This is a genomic window from Rhodopirellula sp. UBA1907 (assembly GCF_002337565.1).
GTDB lineage: Bacteria > Planctomycetota > Planctomycetia > Pirellulales > Pirellulaceae > Rhodopirellula > Rhodopirellula europaea.
On sequence record NZ_DDGH01000034.1, the window covers coordinates 33,297 to 52,673 of the forward strand.

A 19,377-nucleotide genomic window follows, 5' to 3' on the forward strand; every position below is an offset into this window, starting at 1 on the left:
CGAGACCGAAGGCGGAAAACAAACGACCGCCCCGGATGGGGCCGGCGTGAGGTTATGGGGATCATGGCTGACGCGTTTTGAAGTTGCGTTTTTCTTTGATTGGCCAACGGCCAAGTCCAATCTCAAACGCGTGGGTTGGTGTTGGCCGTTGGCCAACAGAGCCGACTGCAAAATCGCAAATTCAAAACTGACGCTTGTCTTTTTTCCGGTCAACCCATTGGTGACTGGACGCACGATAAAGACTGTGTTTGCCCAGCTTGGAGGCGATTTGGTCGCTGAGCGTGTCGACTTTCGACGAAGCGTTCTCGCCGGTTTCTTCACCAAACAGATTGAGTTGCTTGGGAGCGTCCGCGTCGGTCAAACCACCCAGCGAGATTCCGAGCAATCGAACGCTGCGAGGTTCACGCGAACGCATTTCCAGTAACAACTCTTCGGCGACCTGGAGAATCTCGAGTGTGCTGTCGGTGGGTGCGGCGAGCTTGCGAGCGCGACTGAAGGTTTGAAAATCTTCACGGCGATACTTCAATGTGATGGTCGACGCCAAGCGGCGGGCGCGGCGCAATCGTCGTGCGGTTTGTTCGGACAAGTAGCTGACGACCGCGTTGAGCGATTCGATATCAGAGAGGTCTTCTGAGAACGTGCGTTCGTGACCGATACCCTTGGCCAAGTGATCGACCACGACTCGCCGACGGTCGATGCCGTTGGCAAGATCCCAGAGGTGTTCTCCCCAACGACCAAGTTGCGACTTCAAAGCTTCCACTTCTTTGACTCGCAGGTCCGCGATGGTGCGGTAACCCAGCCGTTGCAATTTGGTTTGCCCTACCTTGCCAACGCCCCACAATCGCGAAACGGGCAACGGATCGAGGAATTCACGAACGTCATCGGCGGGGACTTCGACGAAGCCGTTTGGTTTGCCTATGTCGCTGGCAATTTTCGCGACGAACTTCAGCGGCGCGATGCCAACGCTGGCGGGCAAATCCAACTCCCGCCGGATCGTCTCTCGAATGTTGTTGCCGATCTCGCGAGGTGAACCGTGCAAACGAATCGTGCCGGAAACATCGAGAAAGGCTTCGTCCAACGAAAGCGGCTGGACAACGGGCGTGAAGCGATGAAAGATTTCCCGGACGGCTCGGCCAACCGAGGCGTAGTGGTCCAAGCGTCCGCGAACAAAGTCCGCGTGCGGGCATAGCTTGATCGCTCGACTGCCCGGCATCGCGGAGTGGATTCCATACTCGCGAGCTTCGTAAGACGCCGCCGTCACCACGCCGCGTCCTTCGGAGCCGCCGACGACGACCGGGCGCCCACGGAGTTCCGGTCGATCGCGTTGTTCAATGGACGCGTAGAAAGCGTCCATGTCGACATGAAGGATCATGCCTGTTGGTTGTCGTTGGCGGACTCACTGCGAACCGAATCCGGAATCCCGAGCGGTCCGGTCTCTTCGATCGCCGTGAGCTGTTCGTCTCTCTTGGCGACGTTTCCGGATTGGCGCTTGGTCCAGGTGGGCGCCATTTGCCGAGCGACGGTGGCGGAGAGCTCCGGTTCAAACGCGTGCTGTTTGAGGATGGCCAGGGAATCTTGCAGGGGGCGAGAGTCTCGCTCGATCCATTCTTCGATGCCGTCACGTGACAAGAAGGATGGGGATCGATGATGCCCGTGTTCCATGACGGTTGGCAACGCCGGACGCATAATCAAAGACATCGTGAAATGCGGCGGTGCTTCTTCTTGAGAATCGTCCGTCGTTTCATCGCGGTACCAAGTGAAGATCGCCGCGGCGAATAACGGCGAGTCTGGCGGCACGGTGAAGTCGACTTCGGTTCCCGCGGTTTCGCCCCAGTAGCAAGGTTCACGGAAGCCTGTCATCGGAACGATGCAGCGATGTGACTTGATCGCGGATTTCCACGGCCACTTCTCGAGGTTTTCAACGCGGGCGTTTGTCAGTGCGCGACGCTGTGATTCAGGTGTCTTGCCAAAGGGGACCAATCCGAACGCCATCGGAAGAATTTCAATGGCCCCGGCTCGATTGACCGCGATCGTTGGTGCCGGTTTTCCAGGGAAGACGTCTTCGTCAAATTCCATTTGCCTTGGTGGAGCGGCATCGAGTGATCGAGCCAGATGGGCGAGGTCAGTTTTGATGTTGAATCGATTGCACATCATTTCCTCTGAAGCTCTGAAGACTTTTCGCGTGAAATCAACGAAGGTGCTCGTGAGTTACGGTCGTCGACCCATCGCAGTAGAACGATCGTTCGGGACGTTGTCCATCAGCGTGTTCGCCCGTTGCCGGCGAGGTTTAGACCTCTCACGCAAAGAATCAGAACTCCGATTGTCGGTTCGCCCTCCCTTATCGGAGGCTGTGTTGGCAATCACCAACCAGTCAGCATACGGTTTCACGCAGGCAACTTGAACGACCGCGAAGAGTTCACTTAATTTGTGGCGTTTCGAGCGTTCAATACCAGTTCGATGATCGTTGTGGGGCAGCAATTCACGAACAGATGCTTCCGTTGAAAACGGAGATTGGGATCCGATGAGACACCCACGACATATCGCGTACGAGTGCTGTTGTGCGCTCAGTAGTGATGCTCCCCTGGTGGATCGACTTTGGCAGTGCCACCGTGCGTTTGAGAAGCTGCAACCGGAGAACACGCCCGCATATTTGTTGCCAGTGGTTCGTCGCTACAGGCTTCGTCTGAAGAATTACCTCCAGCTCACCGTCATTGAACGCGAGAACTTGGCCCGCGACATCTTGGTCAGGTTTTGGGGCGAGATGTGTGAAGGCCGCGTCTGCGGCTGACCGGTTCGGTGAATCGGTCGCACATTCCAACCTGAAGAGCATTCTACTCGTGATGCGTCACGAAAGAGGCATTGCAAAGGACGTGTGTCGCACCAGGCGACTGGCGGTATCCAAAGTCAATGCACTACGGGAAGGCGGCAAAATTTAAAGCCGCGACGAGGCGATTTGCCTGTCATTCCCGAGCATCACGGAGGGTGGCTGAGGGGACTCGAACCCCCGACCTTCGGAATCACAAACTATCTCGAAGCCGTGCATAAATGTCACGTTTTCCAGCGTTTTACACGATAACGAGCGTTTTTGGCCGTTGCAAGGCGTCGCACTGGCATGCACCGAATTGCGGGGATTCGCAGTAATGAATACGATGGCGATCCCCAAAACGGTACTGCGTATCACCCACCCACCCCAATGACTTAGGAACTTCGCCCAGTCGTGGAAGCAGAAAGTGAGCAATCAGGCGAAGTTCGAGTCTCAGAGTCCAAGCCAGGCGAACAAACGAGTTCTGCCTTTCCAGATGCAAGTCTGCGGAAGCACCCCAACTACAAGGCCCGGCGGATCGTCAATTGGCTTTCTAGGAAGGTTCCATCGAGATTAATCATTCGTTGGTCTCGTGGTTTGCTGTACGTGATTTCGCTGGTGCTGACCTTGATTTTCGCGTTGCTGGGATTTGTTGAAAACCGCGCAGATCCGCCGCCGGTATCCATCTACATGGACTTCATCCCGCCAGTTCTGAATGGAGAATCACACCGGCAAACTGAGCCTGAGGTTGCGGGGATCATCGATCAGGCTACGACTTGGCTGGCCAATAGAATTCGCGGGAGAAAGCTTCTTGTCGCGGCGATCGTCGGGGGATGTCAGATTGTCCTGACACTTGTGCTTTTGTTCTTGCGAAAGAGCAGCGCGAGTGATTCTCGCCGAAGAGAAAGTGCGCAGTCGATGCTCGATCACTATTTCCAGCGTCTTTGCCCAGTCGACCCAGAAGAAAAGAAGGTCTACCGCCTAACACTTTTTCGATGCCGCAACTTTTTCTTTCTGGGGAATTGGCTCGGGATTTGTGCCAGATCTTGCAGTACGCACCGCAATTGGTCGACCATCCTCAACCTCGACAGCGAGTCAGAGAGTGGGTGCTCGGGCGCGGCCGGCCAAGCGTGGTGGCGGGCGTCGCATTTCAAGCAGTATCAGACAAAAACTCTGAGAGTCACCGGTGATCTTCATGGCGATGCCTACGCGAAAAATAGTGGGCTGACCTTGCGAGAAGCCAACAATCTTTCGCACAAAAGTACATGCTTCACGTCGACTCCGATCGTCTGCAATGGAACAGTTTGGGGAATTCTCGTTTTTGACACCGACGATTCAAATTGGTCGAATGGTCCGAAGAAGTTGAAGAAAGCTGAAGAAATAATGGATGATGCCAGCGTTGTGCTTTCGGGGATTCTTTCAAGATGACCATGCAAATAGCGACTCACAATGTGTTGTCCCGTGGCGTGCGAAATCGCGTTGCACAGAAGCTCGCTCAGACACCTGGCGTCTTTGAAATGCCCTCGGCGGTGCAGCTCTCAATCGAGTCGCACAACGATGGATCAGTGAACGCTGAATTTGTGTTCGCTTACCTTGACGGCAAGGAGAGACGCGGAAGTTCTGTCCGCGAGCCAAATAGTTTCAGAATTGAGTTCGGTCAGAGCTCGAATCGAATCCTGTCCATATTCGTGAAACTCCCGGGCCTAGCCGCGATGGATGCTGTTCAACCAGCTGAAATAAAGAAGCGTGCAGTTGTTGCAGCCTGTGACGCTCTTGAGCGGTCGATGCCAAGGCTGAACTTCACGAACGCCCCCAGGAATGCCGAGCTGATCGGCCAAACTTTAAGTCTGCTTCCGATCGGCAATGATGCTCACCGGGAGTAGCGTGCCAGCATGCAACGCCACTTGGCCTGATAGCGAGCACCACTGGAGCTGATACAATTGCGCCCTTGGTCTTTTTGAATGGAAACAGGGCTCAGGTATGACACCGGCGGAATTTGTCGAGAAGTGGAAAGTCTCAGGCGGTGCGGAGACCGCAAACTCGCAGTTGTTTCTGACTGAACTTTGCTTGTTGCTCGATTTGCCGGCCCCCGATGCGACCACCCAGAACAAGGAAGAAGATCGGTACGTCTTCGAGAAGTTCGTCACGCTGAACAATGGTGATGGAACTTCCAGTCCCGGCTGGGCTGATCTTTACCGTTCGGGCTGTTTCGTTCTTGAGTCCAAGCAGGGAACCGAGAAGAAGGCCGAAGAATTGGCGAACGCGTTGGCGACGCGAACCAAAAACGCTCCCAAGCGAAAGGGAACGGCTACGCGAGGAACGCCCGGCTGGAACCGGGCAATGTGGAAGGCTCGAGAACAGGCGAAAAGCTACGCGGAAGCGATTCCCGGCGAATGGCCACCTTTCCTCGTCGTGACCGATGTCGGCTACTGCTTTGACCTCTACGCGGACTTCACGGGCAGCGGGAAGAGTTACGAACCATATCCGGATCCGCAAAACTTCAGGATCCCGCTTGAAGCTATCGAGCAGGAAGACGTTCGCGAACTGCTTCGATCGATTTGGCTTGATCCACTTTCCCTTGATCCAAGCAAGGTCACATCCGAAGTCACAAGCGACATCGCCGAACGGCTTGCCAGGCTGGCGAAGAGCCTTGAACAAAACCACGAGCCGGAAGCCGTCGCCGGTTTTCTGATGCGTTGTCTATTCACGATGTTCGCCGAGGACGTTGATCTGATTCCCAACCAGGGGTTCACGGCGATGCTGATCGAGATTCGGGAATCACCCGACAAGTTCGCCCCGATGGCAACCGAACTCTGGAAGGCGATGGACGAAGGCGGTTTTTCCGGTGTCCTGCGGGACAAGGTTCCGCGATTCAACGGCAAGTTTTTCAGTGACAAAACCGCGATTGATTTGAACCGCGACCAGTTGGAGTTGCTGATCGAAGCGGCCGAAAGAGACTGGCAGCAAGTCGAGCCGGCTATCTTCGGAACAATGCTCGAACGTGCATTGGATCCGGTTGAACGTCACAAGCTTGGAGCTCACTACACTCCGAGGGCATACGTCGAGCGACTTGTCGTGCCGACAATCATTGAGCCGCTTCGGGAGAAGTGGACAGCGACCTACGCGGCGGCAATCCAGCTGGACGACGACGGAAAGTAGAAGGAAGCGATAGCTTTGCTGCGAGACTTTCATGGCGAGCTCTGCGAAACCCGTGTTCTCGATCCTGCTTGCGGAAGCGGCAACTTTCTTTATGTCGCAATGGAGTTGATGAAGAAGCTCGAAGGTGAGGTGGTCAACGCACTTTCTGGATTCGACGATGATGTTCTGCCAGGGGTGACGATCGATCCTCATCAGTTCTTGGGCATCGAGGTGAATCCGCGGGCCGCCGCTTTGGCGGAGCTGGTTCTGTGGATCGGTTTTATTCAGTGGCATCGACGCACCCGGGACGAGTTGACTCCACCGATTCCCATCTTGAAAGATTACAAGAACATCGAGTGCCGCGACGCCGTTTTGGACTGGGATTCGATTGAAAATGCTTTGGATGCCGATGGCCAACCAATCACGAGGTGGGACGGCCGCACCACTAAAAGGCATCCAGTAACTGGCGAGCAAATCCCGGATGAATCGGCAAGAACCGAAGAGCTTCGCTATGTCAATCCGCGGAAAGTCAGTTGGCCAGAAACAGAATTTATTGTTGGGAACCCGCCGTTCATAGGTGGCTGGAAGCTACGACAAGATCTCGGCAATGGCTACACGGACGCATTGTGGTCGGCCTACAATGATATCCCAAATAAAGCCGACTACGTGATGTATTGGTGGGACTGTGCGGCTCAGCTTGTAGGGTCTGGAAGGGTTCGCCAATGCGGATTCATCACAACAAACAGCCTTCGGCAGACCTTCAATCGGAAAGTCGTCGATGCGAACCTCTCCCGAGTATCGATCGTTTTCGCTGTCCCCGATCACCCCTGGGTGGACTCCACCCGTGGAGCCGATGTTCGAATATCCATGACAGTAGTCGCAAAGGGTGATCTCGATGGCCGACTGCATGTCATCGTTCCGGAGAAGAGAAATGTACACGCAGTCCGCGGAGATACTTTCCGAACATCGGTTGGTGAAATACTTGGAAGCTTGACCGTTGGTGCTGACATCGGGTCTGCGGTGCCGCTACAGAGCATGAGCAACATTTGTTTTGCAGGAATAAAGCTTCACGGCAAAGGATTTGTGCTTCAACCGAACGAACTCCTCGACTTTGCGGGTGAGGAGGCTGTTGTAAAGCGATATATCGGCGGAAGAGATCTGGTCCAACAAAACCGGGGTCTTTCGGTGATCGACTTCTTTGGAGTCGAATTCGAGAGGCTCGCCGAAGACTTCCCCAAGTCGTTTCAACGCATCCTGACTCTGGTGAAGCCTGAACGAGATCAGAACCGCGACAAGTCGATACGCGACAACTGGTGGCTGCCTGGAAGATGGAGGCCGGAACTCAGAGATGCGATTTCGGGGCTTGATAGGTTCATTGCGACTACAGAAACAGCAAAGCACCGCATCTTTCAATTCGTCGATATCGATGTAATGCCAGACAACATGGTGATCGCGATAGCATCCGCTAGTGCTTCGGTTCTCGGGGTGCTTTCGTCAAAGGTTCACGTTGTGTGGTCTCTGGCTGCCGGCGGTAGGCTCGGTGTCGGGAACGATCCCAGGTATCAAAACCTTAAGTGCTTTGAGCCATTTCCGATGCCAATCGCCGACAGCAAAGCCAAAAATCGCATTGGTGGATTAGCCGAGCGTCTGGACGCTCATCGCAGGCAGCACCAAAGCCAGTTCCCGAAACTAACGCTGACTGGAATGTACAACGTGCTTGAAAAGCTGCGGTCCGAAGAATCCCTCAATGAGAAAGAGCAGGCGATCCACGAGCATGGGTTGGTGTCGGTGCTCAAACAGATTCACGACGATCTCGATGCCGCGGTACTCGACGCGTATGGCTGGCCGCACGACCTTGAAGACGAAGCGATTCTGCAACGTCTCGTTGACCTCAATCATGAGCGATCCGATGAAGAGAGTCGCGGTTTGATCCGCTGGCTACGACCTGAATTTCAGAATCCGGACGGTGCAACGCAAACGGCGTTTGACAACGAATCAACCAAGAAGAAAGCGAAGAAGGCGACAGCCAAGATCAAAAAACAGCCGTGGCCGAAGTCACTGCCGGATCGGATGGTGGCGATTCAAAACGCCTTGCAACGTCACGGAATGCCGGCTGACGTGAAGCAGGTCGCAGCGTACTACACGCGAGCAAACAAAGACAACGTTGCGGAACTTCTCGAAACGTTGGCGGCGGTTGGAAACGTTCGCCAGATCGAAGATGGCCGGTATGTCTCGATGCAGGCGAAAGCCGGTTGAAGTCAGTTCGAACTGGTAGGGCTCGCTCACTCTGCCGTCTTCGAATCCCACAACCGCTTCACGACCGTGATCTTTCCTTCACCCGCCTCGACGTTGCTTTTCACTTTCGCGATCGCTTTCAATTCGTCGCGGTGGGGCTTGTCGTCGGGATTGGCTTTCAGGTAGCCGCTGACGACCGTTCCGACTGCCAGGGTCGCGGTGGGTTCATCAACCGAGTCTTTGGCGTGCAGTCCCGAATTGCGAGCTGCATGCACGCACACTGAACGCAGGAACTGACGAAACCGGAATTCCGCCATCACCTGACCGTAACTCGGAACGAGGTTTACGCTGATTCCGTGATCCGCTGCTTTCGCAAGTGCGGCCAGATGGTTCAATGACGGTTCCTTCGATCCGTTCAAGACGTTCGAAACGTTCCCTTTGGACATTCCAGCCCGTTCGGCGATTTCAGCGTGAGTCATGCCAGCCAGGAGAGGACGAATCTGTTCCAAGACGTCCGGCAGATCGAGTCCGTAGGCTTCTCGATCGATCCGCTTTCCCGGTGCGGGTTTGCTTGACTGACTGGTTGCTTTCTTGGCCATCGTTGTGTTTCCGTTGGTCGGTGAATGAAAAAGCCCCGGCGATGAACCGGGGCGGAAGGTTGATCGGCTACTACGCCTTCACCGATTGGGCATTCAGCAGAGCGACCGTTTTGGCATCGGCGAGACCGAACCAAAGAGGCTTCGTGCCGTGCGACCAAACTTTCAGGGACACCGGGCCGCCAAAGTCGCTTTGCTCAAACCGGCGATTGTGCCCGTCGATGACGGTCAGCGAATCAAAGCAGATCGCTTTGCCGATGGTGCCGGTGGGCGAACCGAACCCGGCGACCGCACGACCGTTTGCGGGATGGTCAACAAGTTCGCGACCGTTGCGGTAAACGTAAACACGAGGGCGAGGGATTTCGTTTCGCATGGCGAAGCTCCGATGGGAAGGTGGTGAACACTCAATCAACATCGGCTATTCTACATATACACCTTTAGGGTGCAATGCACCTTTAAGGTTTATTTCGCATTTTTTTAGATAGGGCCTTCGTCGCCGGTCGCTTCGCTGGTCGCGATGGCGTAGGCGGCTCGCAATGAATCAACAGCGTCTTCGATGTCGCCGGATGGTTTGACCAAACAGCCGAGTATGCTTGCACGGTCGCTGTGTGCCGACGGTATCGACTCGGTGACGATCACTTCACCATACTGGCTGGCAACGGCTTCCATGATGATCGTGGTGGCTTCATCGCGACTATCAGCGATGAGAATGCAACTTGTCAGCTCGATGACATGGAACGGAACGCTCGAAGGAACCGCATCGACGATCCTCAAATAGTCGCGGCAGATTTCAGGCGTCATCGAAAAACAAACCATCGAAGAGACGGGAAACGAGAACCACGGCGGGTGTCTCGTTGCGGTTGCGAGAGAAGTCGGCTCGGGCAATTGTACCCGAACCGACACGAATTCTAGCCGGTTCCAACGGCTATCCCGCCACTGCAACGGCCATGCGTTCGAGAATCACTGATCGCGGATTCAAACCATTCCACCGATATCGGCGATGATCGCTCGTTTCCAAAATGCCTCGCTCGTGAAGAAACTCCAAGTCACGCCGAATCGTTCGCTCGTGGTAGGACCGTCCCAAGCAATCGGCAGCGTCATCGGTCAGTTCTTCGGCGGTCGCTCCGTTTCGAAGCGGTGCCAGTAGTTCGCAGAGAAGCAAAATCCGTTCGAATGAACAACCGCGGCCGCGAACGTTCTCCGGCTTTCGCTTCGCCGGCATGGACGCTTTTGGTCGCTCCGGCGTTTTCGCTTTCCGCACCACGATGTCGTCGATGCCCCGGTGCCGTTCTTCGCGTTCAGCGGCTTCGGCTGACTGATAGAATTTCCGCCAGATGGTGAACGCTTCGTCGCGATCCTTCGAAAGCTCGACCTGCCGATAGCGTCCGTTCGGCTGTCTGGCATTGTAATACCAAGAACCGCGAGCCTTTCGGTAGAAGGGCTTTCTCATGCGATACCCTCCCGAACGTCGGCGACGGCAGCGGGATTGCCTGCCAGTGAACGCAACAACAATTCACCCTGATAAACCGTTTCCTCCGTGTCTTCTTCGTCACTCAACGACTCGCAAGCGGTCAAGATGCCAAGCGCAAACTGCCGGGCCCGTTTGTCGGCTTCGGTAGCTTGATCGGTGCCCCCGGCTTTTGCGGATTCCAAAAGTGTTTTGATCGCCGTTTCTTCGTCGCGGTCCAGGTCCAAGTCGATGGCCGCGGCGGATGCACTAGTGGTTGGAAAAATCGACATAGTTGTTCCCTTGGTGGGTCACGCATCAAAGCCAGCCGACCGGCTGAAAAACGTGGTCACAACACCACGACGAACGGGCTCGCTCCCCTGCCGATGCAGGATCATTGCTCGCTTACGTTCGCCGATCGGCTGGCTTTGATGTTCTCGGTAGAAATGTTGTGAAGTTGGTTTTGTCGCTGGTGATATGAAACGAATCGCCAGTCAAGCCGAAAGCGTTTTTCAGTCGCGTTCAGCAGCCAATGAGAAGGTGGAATCATCGGCCCACTGATTCAGCGAGTCAACAGCGCTTTCGTGTTTGAACCTATATGAATTCGGCTGGCTCCCCCTCTAATCCGCCGACCGCGCAGTACTCGCGAATCTTGGGTTCACGCGGCGGCGGGTTTCCAGCGAGTCGCGACCGGTTGTGAATCCTTCGAAACTCTCTGCACTGTTCCGCGATCTGTTCTGGCGTTGGAATTGGTGCTAGCGGTCTCGGTGCGTGAATCTTCGGCTTCACTGCCGATGGATCCGCGCCGGTCAATTCGCAAGCCCTGCGAAGGCTCCAACCATGCTGGAGAATGAGTGCGAGAGCTTCCATCACGCAGAGCTTTTGGCTGTCTTCGCCTGCCAGAGTGAAGTCTCTCTCGCCGGCTTCGATTTCGTTTGGCAGTGGGTCGAGCAAAACTGGTCCTTCCAATATTGAAAGCTATGGGGCGAGCATGCGAAAAAGAGATGGCGGGTGGCGGGCGGCTTAATTAACGTGCGCCGCAATCACTCAAACGCGTCACGGAAAATTGACTAATGGAAACGATTGATAGCTGGATGGTCCGGCACCACGATAAGGTCGAACACGGGCCTTTCACGCTGGTTGCTTTGATTGACGCTGCTCGCCGCGGCAACTTCGCGGAAGACACTGAGGTGATGAATCCGCGTCACACTCGCGGCCAGTGGATCTTGGCGACACGCGTGAAGCAAATAAGAGAAGCGATGGAGGCTTTCGAAGCATCGAAGCCACCGGTCGCACCCCAAATTCCAGTCGATTCGCAGGTTGAAACGGCGGCGGAGTCGTCAATTGTTGTTGAGCAATCTCGAACCACGCGTTCGCGACGCTCCCCGGTGCCAGAGGATTTGGTTTCGGCTCTACTTGCATTCTTTGATTTTCGCTTTCGCTATTTCGTAACACCCTGGATCGTTCGCGGACTCTACGCGTTGTTCGTCGCGATCATGTTTCTGTTGGCTGCACTTTTTTGCATGGGGCTACTCGCCGATGGTGCGGCGACAGGCATGAAAGCTGTCTTCGGATCGGACCCCGTATCACCTCGCCCCCAAACTCCATACGGTGGCTTTGAGATTGATTCACCAGACAGTTTCGAATCGTCCAGTGACTCATTCAGCGTTACTGAACTGCTCGGTTCGGTGATGAGTGTCGCCGTACTTTTCTTGAGCCTGTTTGTGTTCCCGTTGCTATCGGTTCGGGTGATCTGCGAAGCAGTGATTCTCTTCTTTCGAATTGCCGAAGACACTGGAGATATCCGCAAAATGGCGAATGAATTCCAAAGAAACACCCGCTTCTGAAAATTGGCGAATCTCCCCATCAATCAAACGCTTGGAGCTGGAGGGATCGGATAAGTGACGGTCGTTCCGAATTGCCACTGAACGTGACCTGCTGCGTCGACGTCGTTTGTCAGGTCGATCGCGTGCTGATCCGGCGAGAACAGATCCAGCGGTGAGCTTGTGCCTCGCAACTTCTCGGCGGTCGTTGGTGCTCTCTCCATCAGGTAGGTGTAGACCACTTGGGTCGAATACTCACGGCCGCGTCCGTCGGGACAAAGCTTCGGTGCCTTGCTCTTGATTTCAGCATCGGCGAGCACTTCGCGAATGCCGTTCGGATCAAGCTGTTCTTCTTTGAGCGACGGCAACAACGGTTGTTTACCGTTCCGGCTGGCGGTCAGTGTGAGAACACGCATCGCAACCGGATCGTGCAAGCGAATCAAAGACGCTGATCGGGTGCCTTCCTGATTCTTTGCAAGCGGAAGTTGCGACCAACCGTTATTGATTCGATAACGCTGTTCAATCTCGATGTACGTGTACGGGAAATCGTAGAGATCGGAATTCGCTGAATACGATGAATTGTCTTCCGGCAGTTCATGTTGGACCTGGTATTCATAACCGGGCGTTGGTCGATCGAGCCCGTCGGCTTTCCCTGATTCGAGATAGCCGGGATTCTTGTTGAGGTACTTCAACGCATCCGCGTCTGGAAAAGTCGCTTCGTCGTCGGATTCTTCTTCCTCTTCTTCGCCAGTTGACGATGGCGTGATTCCACCGGGCATTCCGTGCCAAACGCTGCACGGGTGCTGCAAATAGCAATTGAAAATGCCCGCGGGCGTTTCGCTGTCAAAGGCCAATGGCACTGGCCACACGTCTGGCTGATAGCCATCGATGATGTACGGATCGTCGCCGGAATCTTGGCCATCCGGATCCAGTCCGGTCAGCGGTGCCCCCATCTTCTTGATTCGCAACGCCAAGGCTTTGTAGCTGTCATCGTTATATTTGGCTCGCACTCGCATCTCGATGATTGGTTCGTTGAGAACATCGACCACCGAAGCATCTTGAAGCATTGTGTCGTAAAGCTGGTTCCCCGACTCGTCGAACTCGTTGCCAAGTCCTTGGATTCGGTCAACCGCGACTTTGCCGGCCGCTGCTATCAACTGTTGCTTATCTACGCCTGGCGGTCCTTGCAATCGGATGTGGAATTCTCCGTGCTTGATCGTGCCTCCATTGCCAGTTGCGGTTTCGGCGTGATGGCCGCTCCATTTGATCGCAGGGTATGGCGGTGCCGCGTGAGCCTGCACGTCTTCGACTCGGTATTTCAGAACCGTATCGGTCGGATCGCTGACAAACGACTGGCGAGCTCGCTTGTAGCCTTTCAGCAACGGCGGAATGCAGAGGTATCGCATTGCGTGCGGCCAGAATTGGCTATTGATAACTCGCAGCGTTCCCTGCATCGTTCGCGTCGTGATCCAGTTTTCATCTTTGGATTCTTCCAGGTGCCAGCGGTTCGAAAGCACGGCTGAATTCGGATTATCGAGACCACCAACGACGACTGGCTTGATGTCTTCGTAATCTTCCTTGCACAATCGCCGGGTGATTTCGATTTCAAACTCGACGCTGAGTGAACGGCCACCGATGATCTTCTTCACCGAAACGTTTAACGGCCTCGGCCCGTTCTTGCAGTCGAGAACGTTTTCAGCCGGAAACGGTGTGTTGAACGGTCCGTATTCGGTGGTTGAATAGTCGCTGGTATGGTTCGGATCGAGCGGATTCGGCTGGATCGTTCGCGGCGTTCGTTCGACGTATTCAACGAGCTCGCTGTTGACCGTCCTGGTTTTAATCTCTTCGTCGTAGGCCTGGCCTGATGCGATCAAAAGCGGTTGATCGATGACCGTTGGCGAGTTGGTTTTCTCGCTAGTTGGGTTCGATTCAGTCAGGAACCAGAAGTCTTTCCGCGGCTCGCTCAAACGAGCGTGGATGTCATGGGCTTTCTGTGCTGCCGTGTATCCAATGGGCGTTTGAATCCCGAAGTCACGTCGAGGCTCGTACGGTTGCAGGATTTGATGAACCGACACGATCGTGCTGGCGACTCGGATCTTAAAGACACTGAACAGCGTGTCGGTGTTTGACTCGTCGTAGACGATTTGTTGATCGAAACTCAGCGTTTCAACGTCACGCAAGATGACGCCGTTGTAGATGACGGTGCTCACTGTGCGGCTCCCATAACGTCGGATGCTTGCGACCGCGGAAAGCTTCGGATGCGAAGCTCTTGGCCGGTGTTGATTGCCAGGGCGCCGTCTCGAAGCGGTGCGTTGGAGTAGCGTTGAAGCTTTTCGGTCGGCACTGCTTCGATGATGATCTCGGTTCCACCATCCACCGTGACCGCCAATGATTCGCCACCTCGAAGAAACGCTGCCAGTTCCCCAGCATCGTAGATTTCGATAATTCGATCGGCTGTAAATTCTCCGCCGATTTCATTGTCGATCAGTTCGGCGATCTGTTTCGTGATGTTTCTCATTGGTGGACTCGTTTCGTCGTTGGCGGTTCGGTGGTGATGGGAAGGAATCAATACTGGTGTGAGACGTTCGCGGGCATGCCCCGGTCATCAAGCATGTGGTCGCGTTCGATGCGATCGGCTCGCAAGCGAAGGCGGTAGTCGATCTTCGACTGACGAATTTCAAACGCTCGCTCGGGAGTCCGGCACCCGAACGAAAACAGCAGATGGATGAATGTCGGTTGCGGTGGCTCTGCGATGTCGATGACGTTCGCAAGTGCGTCCAGCGAAGCGGCACCATCGGGACCAACCAGCAGAAGATGACGGCAGAGCATTTCGAAGGATGATCCTTCGCCGGAGCGGATCAGCGTCGCCACTGATTGAGGGTTCCAGTTGGGTTGCTCTCCGTTCATTACCGATTCGAGAGAAGCACGGAAGCGTTCAACGTGCCGTGAATCGGGAGGTGCGGCTCCAAGAAGAGCGTTGTCCGATTTCAAGTCTCGGGTTGGTGCCTTCGATCCGGCACAGTCCAACCAGCGGAAGCAGGCCAGCAAAAGACCATCGATTGCCAATGTCAGATCAGCCGCGTCGTCGTCAACGTCGGTCGTCAGCATCCGTCGTTCTGATTCCTCGATTTCTCGCCAGAATCTTTGGGCCGCTGTTTCCGCCGTCGCAGTGCGGTCGGTTCGGTGGTCCTCGCTGCGATCAAAATCGATTTCGGCCTGTTGCCCGCCATACGTGGCGAAGGCGTCCAGAAGACGTTGGCCGATGAGTTGTGCGGTCTCACGTGTGATCGGCTGCGTCGTCGGTTGCATCGCTTCGGCCTGCAAGGACTTCATTCGCAGTTCGCGTTCGGTCGCTTCCGCGTCCAGCTTTGATTGTCGAGCGGATTGGATATTTCGCTTCCGCTGCTCGATCTGGGCCGTCATTGCGTGAAGCTGTTTTTCTTCGTCGGCGAGGCGGCGTTCTTCGGCTTCGCGGCGGGCTACGGCTTGTTCGAATTGTCGCTTGATCGTTTCCGGATCGATCGTGGTGAGTTCATTCGTCATCGGAATCATGTCCTTCGTCAACGGGTTTCAAAAATGGAAGTGGCTTCAAAATCGGTTTTCGGTTTGGCGTTGAAAGCGGTGGCTCGGCGTCTCTCATTCGCTCGGTGCTTCTGAGGTATTCCGAGACGTTGCACGGTGCGAGTGGTCCAGGTGGTCGCTTGCGTTTCAGGCTGTCCGGTAGTGAGTCGCGATAGGCTCTGATCTCTGCCAGGGTGCGGGGCGGTTCGGCAGGCGGAACGTGAATTTCGTTTTCAGGAATTTCTGAACCAGGAATTTCAGTTTTTGATTTCTTGCGTTGGGTCATTTTTCTACGCTCGCTCTCTGTTGGCGATTTCACGAATGGCCGCGATGTCTCGTGTGATGGTCGATCGATGAACGTTCAGATCGGCAGCGATCTTTGATTGCCAGCCACGAACGTGAATTGCCGATTCACTCATCAACCGAGCGACTTCAACGCGGCGTAGCGATCGCAACATTCGCATCTGGGCGTGATAGCGGCGACGGCCACCAGCAAACCTGTTTTTCTGTTCTTGCGAAAATCTGGTTGTTGTCGGTTTATGTCGCGACATGATTTCGCTCCCCACCGGCGTTTTGGTTGGTTTGCCGGGAAACGTTTCGGTCCGCTCGAACTCTGCCGATGAAACGCCCACATTCACGGCATGTCGCAACGTCGCCGCTGATGACCATGTTTTCTTCACGGTTGTGTGGCCGGCAGCCGCGGATCTCCGTCAGAATGTCAGACTTCCACCGGATCGCGATTCGGCGTGCGGTATCGCTGACCTTTGATCGATCGCTTTTCAATGAAAGCCGGTTCGGCCCCGGGGATTCAATGACGATTCCTTGTGAACGCAAAAATTCGACCGGGCGAAATTCGTTGCTCGAAAATTCTTTCAGCATTCGAATTCATCCCCGAATGTCTGCGGATCCTCGGCTACGGGGTTTGCAGGGTTGTTCGGGTTTCCCTGCGGGCTCTCTATATTCCTCTCAAAGTGAAAAGTATCGTTACTCTTACTTTTTGACTCTCCATACGAGGGCACCGGGGGAACCCCGTTATGCACGCAAACCCCGTAGGAAGAATTCGGGGCAGAGCGATGAATTTCTTTCACGAACCAAATTTTGATTTTTTTCGCTGTGTTCACCGCGGAAGAAATTTTCTTGCCTTCGTAAATTCTTCCTTCGAATCGTTTCAGGAATTGGCCGACAAGTTTTGAGTTCAGCTTTCGGCCGTGGCACCCGGAATCCAAAACGTCTCTGAGTGACGGGTACAGGAAAATTCCGTCTTGCGATTCCTGCGAGCGAGAAATCAGCTCTCTCGATGACAGTTGCTCGCCATCGCCCATCCCGCATTCATCAAGAGCTGCGATAAGATCCGGCAGTAGGTCATGAGAGTTTGCCTCGCTCTTTGCGGCCTTTGTTCCGTCGTATGGATCAGGCATGCCCAGCCAGATCAAAGCACCGCGAACTAGGTTTGACCAATCTTCGAAACCGCCCCACGCCGGCATCTCAGAATCCATGCCGGATTGCCAGTAGCCGCGAAGAATCGTCAACACGTCGCTGGCAAGTTGATCGCGATTCTTTTCAACGTGTCGAAGAAGATCAGGGATTTCAAACGACCGCGATGAAGGATCCTCGTGATTTGGTTCCAATCGAACAAAGCAGCTTCGGCGGGCAATGTCCAAAGTGAACGAGCAGTTGTTTCCGGTCGCGAAGAGCGTTTGCCGAATCGGAAGTTCTGATGTCTCCCTCGATTCGCCGAGAATTCGCGACTTCCATGTTTCGCTGGTTGTGTAGGCTTCCAGGGAAGGACCGCCGAGAAGCGTTTTCACGTTGTCGAACAAAACCGCTGGGACACCGCTCATCGCGATCGCGGTCAGTGATTTGGCCACTTCCTCTTCTCTGGTTGGCCAACTGTTCCGCGGGATCGTCCGACCGAACGCGATCGACGTGATGACGTCCACCAGTCGAGTTTTCCCGGCGCCCTGAATCGATGCCTCGAAGATGAACAGCGGAACGCATCCGCGAATGGCTGGCCTCGCGAAGAGCGTCAGCAGTCCAGCAAGCCAAGCCGAAATGCTCGAACTATTGCCGTCATCGCCGTGATGGAACTCAAATTCGCGAACCAGCGAAAGCAAGCGGTCTCGGGCGTCGCTCGCATCCTTGTGTGATGGAGCATCTTTGACGCTGACGTTCAAATTCGTTTCAAGAAACGTTGCGGTTGCTTCGTCGTATCCGTTTTCCTGGCAGATCGTCCCATCTGGTCGCAGGAACGGGAATTCGCAAACGGAGTACAGTTCACGAACGTCGGGGTACTGCCGCCAGGTGTGGATCTGACTTGCGATCGTGTTGGTAATTCGAACGGGAACTTCGCCGCGGTCGCTGTCGCGGTAGTAGGCAACGCGGCCGCTCACCAGTGCACGCAGCTTTGCCAATGAGATTGGTTCAACCCGAACCGTGCGGGTGTGCTTTGCGATCGGATGCGGACCCGTGACAGTCTCGACGATTTGACCGCCACGCTGGAAAAGATTGTCGATCGACTTCAAGGCCGGCAACGTCTTTTCGATGATGGTTTGCTCGTTGTCGGACCACTCGACCATCATCCGTCCATCGGTACCGGTGTCGCCGGTTTGCGGTGGCTCATGTCGTTCTGCCTTCCAGGCGAGTGCAATCAGATCATCGAGCGAATGGCCGTCAACGAAGTAGTCCCGAAGATCCTTCCCGCGGCTTTCAGCAATCTCATAGGGAAGCGGAACGATCCGAACATCGCTGCATTTCTTCGCAAACTGATTGGCGTACTTCACGGCACCCTTCTGACCGGGTTTGTCAGCGTCGGGGACGACAAAGACACTTCCAGGTTTCATAGAAGCCAGTCGGTCAATGAACCACTGGGGCGGCGTTGCATCGGTCCCGTTCGAATCAGTGAAGGCCAGGACGCTTTCGCGTTGGCTCGCAATCGCCATCAAGTCGGGAAACCCCTCGACTTTGTAGATCGTTTCTTTTGCAAGGTCGCGTTTGTTCTGAATCGCATCGATCAGAGCAGCCGTCGCCGCGATGCCCTGCCGCGAACCGAAGGTCAACTTGTGCTTCTCGAATCGGACACCGTCCTTCGCCTTGGCCGGTAACTTGCCTGCCGTTGAATCGATGATCCAAAAGCCAACGGGGTTTTCAGTGTCGAAGGCTTCGCCGAGAACACGAATCCCAAAGCAAACATAGGTGTCGCTCCGGTAGGAATACCGAACGCAATCCGTCCCGCATGCGACCATGCCGCCAGGGGTGATGCCCGGTTTCCGGTGACAGAACATCCGAGCCGTAGCGTCCGCCCATCCAAGAAACTCGATTCTGTTCAGAGGATCTGTCGCATTCGCTTTTGTCGTTGTCCTCTGTTCAGTGGCGATACCCAAGGCTTCGGCGAGCAGTGACTTTGCCTCAGCAAACGAACAGCCCAGAAACCACTTTGTTACCTCAATCCCGTCGCCGAACTTGCCGCACTGATTGCAGATCGCTCCGCCTTCGCCGTTCAGATTTGTGAACCGCCAACGGTCAGTACCACCGCATTTCGGGCATGGCCCATGCGATTGCTCATCCAAAAAGTCGTCCGGGATTCCTGGCACTTGCTGGAGCACTGTCGGCCAGCCAAGCCGGGAACCTCCATCGATGATTTCCTGTATTTCGGTCGATCGCGCCATCACCGTGCCCCTCGCCATAGTGCAGCAGCTTCGGATTTTGCCATCGCTTGAAAGATGCGAGACAACGCTCGTTGGTCCCGATCCCATGGAAGCGGCGGGCAGACTCCTA

General features: G+C 55.0%; 18 protein-coding genes. 5 read left to right on the plus strand and 13 right to left on the minus strand.

What is annotated here, in order from left to right; all coding sequences use genetic code 11:
- Positions 1-181 precede the first annotated feature (181 nt).
- Both dinB and B2R17_RS07760 read right to left on the minus strand, forming a co-directional pair.
- Positions 182-1,372 (minus strand): DNA polymerase IV, encoded by a 1,191-nt coding sequence (gene dinB / locus B2R17_RS07755; RefSeq protein ID WP_286763516.1) that lies wholly within the window; start codon positions 1,370-1,372, stop codon positions 182-184.
- The gene (locus tag B2R17_RS07760; RefSeq protein ID WP_286763517.1) at positions 1,369-2,154 is read right to left on the minus strand and encodes an SOS response-associated peptidase; all 786 of its coding nucleotides are present in this window, start codon (positions 2,152-2,154) and stop codon (positions 1,369-1,371) included. Before B2R17_RS07760 ends, dinB begins: the two co-directional genes overlap by 4 nt.
- Before the next feature lie 430 nt (positions 2,155-2,584).
- Here B2R17_RS07760 and B2R17_RS07765 point away from each other — a divergent pair, with 430 nt between their 5' ends.
- From B2R17_RS07765 to B2R17_RS07780, 4 genes are all read left to right on the plus strand, one after another.
- A complete protein-coding gene (locus B2R17_RS07765) occupies positions 2,585-2,788 on the plus strand; it encodes a hypothetical protein (protein ID WP_286763518.1) in 204 nt (67 codons plus the stop codon).
- 1,439 nt (positions 2,789-4,227) lie between these two features.
- A complete protein-coding gene (locus tag B2R17_RS07770) occupies positions 4,228-4,686 on the plus strand; it encodes a hypothetical protein (protein ID WP_286763519.1) in 459 nt (152 codons plus the stop codon).
- Positions 4,687-4,783: 97 nt separating this feature from the next.
- Positions 4,784-5,962 carry a type IIL restriction-modification enzyme MmeI gene (locus tag B2R17_RS07775; protein ID WP_286763520.1) on the plus strand — a complete coding sequence of 393 codons (1,179 nt, stop codon included), beginning with the start codon at positions 4,784-4,786 and terminating at the stop codon, positions 5,960-5,962.
- Between the two features lie 15 nt (positions 5,963-5,977).
- The gene (locus tag B2R17_RS07780) at positions 5,978-8,197 is read left to right on the plus strand and encodes a class I SAM-dependent DNA methyltransferase (protein ID WP_339888045.1); all 2,220 of its coding nucleotides are present in this window, start codon (positions 5,978-5,980) and stop codon (positions 8,195-8,197) included.
- Between the two features lie 26 nt (positions 8,198-8,223).
- Here the strand turns inward: B2R17_RS07780 and B2R17_RS07785 are convergent, their stop codons facing one another.
- The 5 genes from B2R17_RS07785 to B2R17_RS07805 form a co-directional block, all read right to left on the minus strand.
- Positions 8,224-8,775, minus strand: a complete 552-nt coding sequence (locus B2R17_RS07785; protein WP_286763522.1) for a helix-turn-helix domain-containing protein — start codon at positions 8,773-8,775, stop codon at positions 8,224-8,226.
- 70 nt (positions 8,776-8,845) lie between these two features.
- A complete protein-coding gene (locus B2R17_RS07790; protein ID WP_286763523.1) occupies positions 8,846-9,145 on the minus strand; it encodes a hypothetical protein in 300 nt (99 codons plus the stop codon).
- 104 nt (positions 9,146-9,249) lie between these two features.
- The gene (locus B2R17_RS07795) at positions 9,250-9,573 is read right to left on the minus strand and encodes a hypothetical protein (protein ID WP_286763524.1); all 324 of its coding nucleotides are present in this window, start codon (positions 9,571-9,573) and stop codon (positions 9,250-9,252) included.
- A 124-nt stretch (positions 9,574-9,697) separates the two neighbouring features.
- Positions 9,698-10,222 carry a hypothetical protein gene (locus tag B2R17_RS07800; RefSeq protein ID WP_286763525.1) on the minus strand — a complete coding sequence of 175 codons (525 nt, stop codon included), beginning with the start codon at positions 10,220-10,222 and terminating at the stop codon, positions 9,698-9,700.
- Positions 10,219-10,512: a hypothetical protein gene (locus tag B2R17_RS07805; protein WP_286763526.1), complete on the minus strand. Its 294-nt coding sequence runs from the start codon at positions 10,510-10,512 to the stop codon at positions 10,219-10,221. The genes B2R17_RS07800 and B2R17_RS07805 overlap by 4 nt, the downstream gene beginning before the upstream one ends.
- A 780-nt stretch (positions 10,513-11,292) precedes the next feature.
- On the opposite strand from B2R17_RS07805, the gene B2R17_RS07810 reads away from it, so the two are divergent.
- Positions 11,293-12,066, plus strand: a complete 774-nt coding sequence (locus B2R17_RS07810) for a DUF4282 domain-containing protein (RefSeq protein WP_286763527.1) — start codon at positions 11,293-11,295, stop codon at positions 12,064-12,066.
- A 23-nt stretch (positions 12,067-12,089) separates the two neighbouring features.
- Here B2R17_RS07810 and B2R17_RS07815 read toward each other — a convergent pair whose 3' ends face one another.
- The 6 genes from B2R17_RS07815 to B2R17_RS07840 form a co-directional block, all read right to left on the minus strand.
- Positions 12,090-14,252 (minus strand): hypothetical protein, encoded by a 2,163-nt coding sequence (locus B2R17_RS07815; RefSeq protein ID WP_286763528.1) that lies wholly within the window; start codon positions 14,250-14,252, stop codon positions 12,090-12,092.
- Entirely contained in the window at positions 14,249-14,560 is a 312-nt protein-coding gene (locus tag B2R17_RS07820; protein WP_286763529.1) for a hypothetical protein, read from the minus strand. Before B2R17_RS07820 ends, B2R17_RS07815 begins: the two co-directional genes overlap by 4 nt.
- Positions 14,561-14,607: 47 nt before the next feature.
- Positions 14,608-15,585 carry a hypothetical protein gene (locus B2R17_RS07825; RefSeq protein WP_286763530.1) on the minus strand — a complete coding sequence of 326 codons (978 nt, stop codon included), beginning with the start codon at positions 15,583-15,585 and terminating at the stop codon, positions 14,608-14,610.
- Positions 15,575-15,889 carry a hypothetical protein gene (locus B2R17_RS07830; protein ID WP_286763531.1) on the minus strand — a complete coding sequence of 105 codons (315 nt, stop codon included), beginning with the start codon at positions 15,887-15,889 and terminating at the stop codon, positions 15,575-15,577. Before B2R17_RS07830 ends, B2R17_RS07825 begins: the two co-directional genes overlap by 11 nt.
- A 4-nt stretch (positions 15,890-15,893) precedes the next feature.
- Positions 15,894-16,061, minus strand: a complete 168-nt coding sequence (locus tag B2R17_RS07835; RefSeq protein WP_286763532.1) for an HTH domain-containing protein — start codon at positions 16,059-16,061, stop codon at positions 15,894-15,896.
- Between the two features lie 414 nt (positions 16,062-16,475).
- On the minus strand, positions 16,476-19,205 hold the full coding sequence (locus B2R17_RS07840; RefSeq protein WP_286763533.1) for a primase-helicase zinc-binding domain-containing protein: 2,730 nt from the start codon (positions 19,203-19,205) through the stop codon (positions 16,476-16,478).
- Between the last annotated feature and the right edge of the window lie 172 nt (positions 19,206-19,377).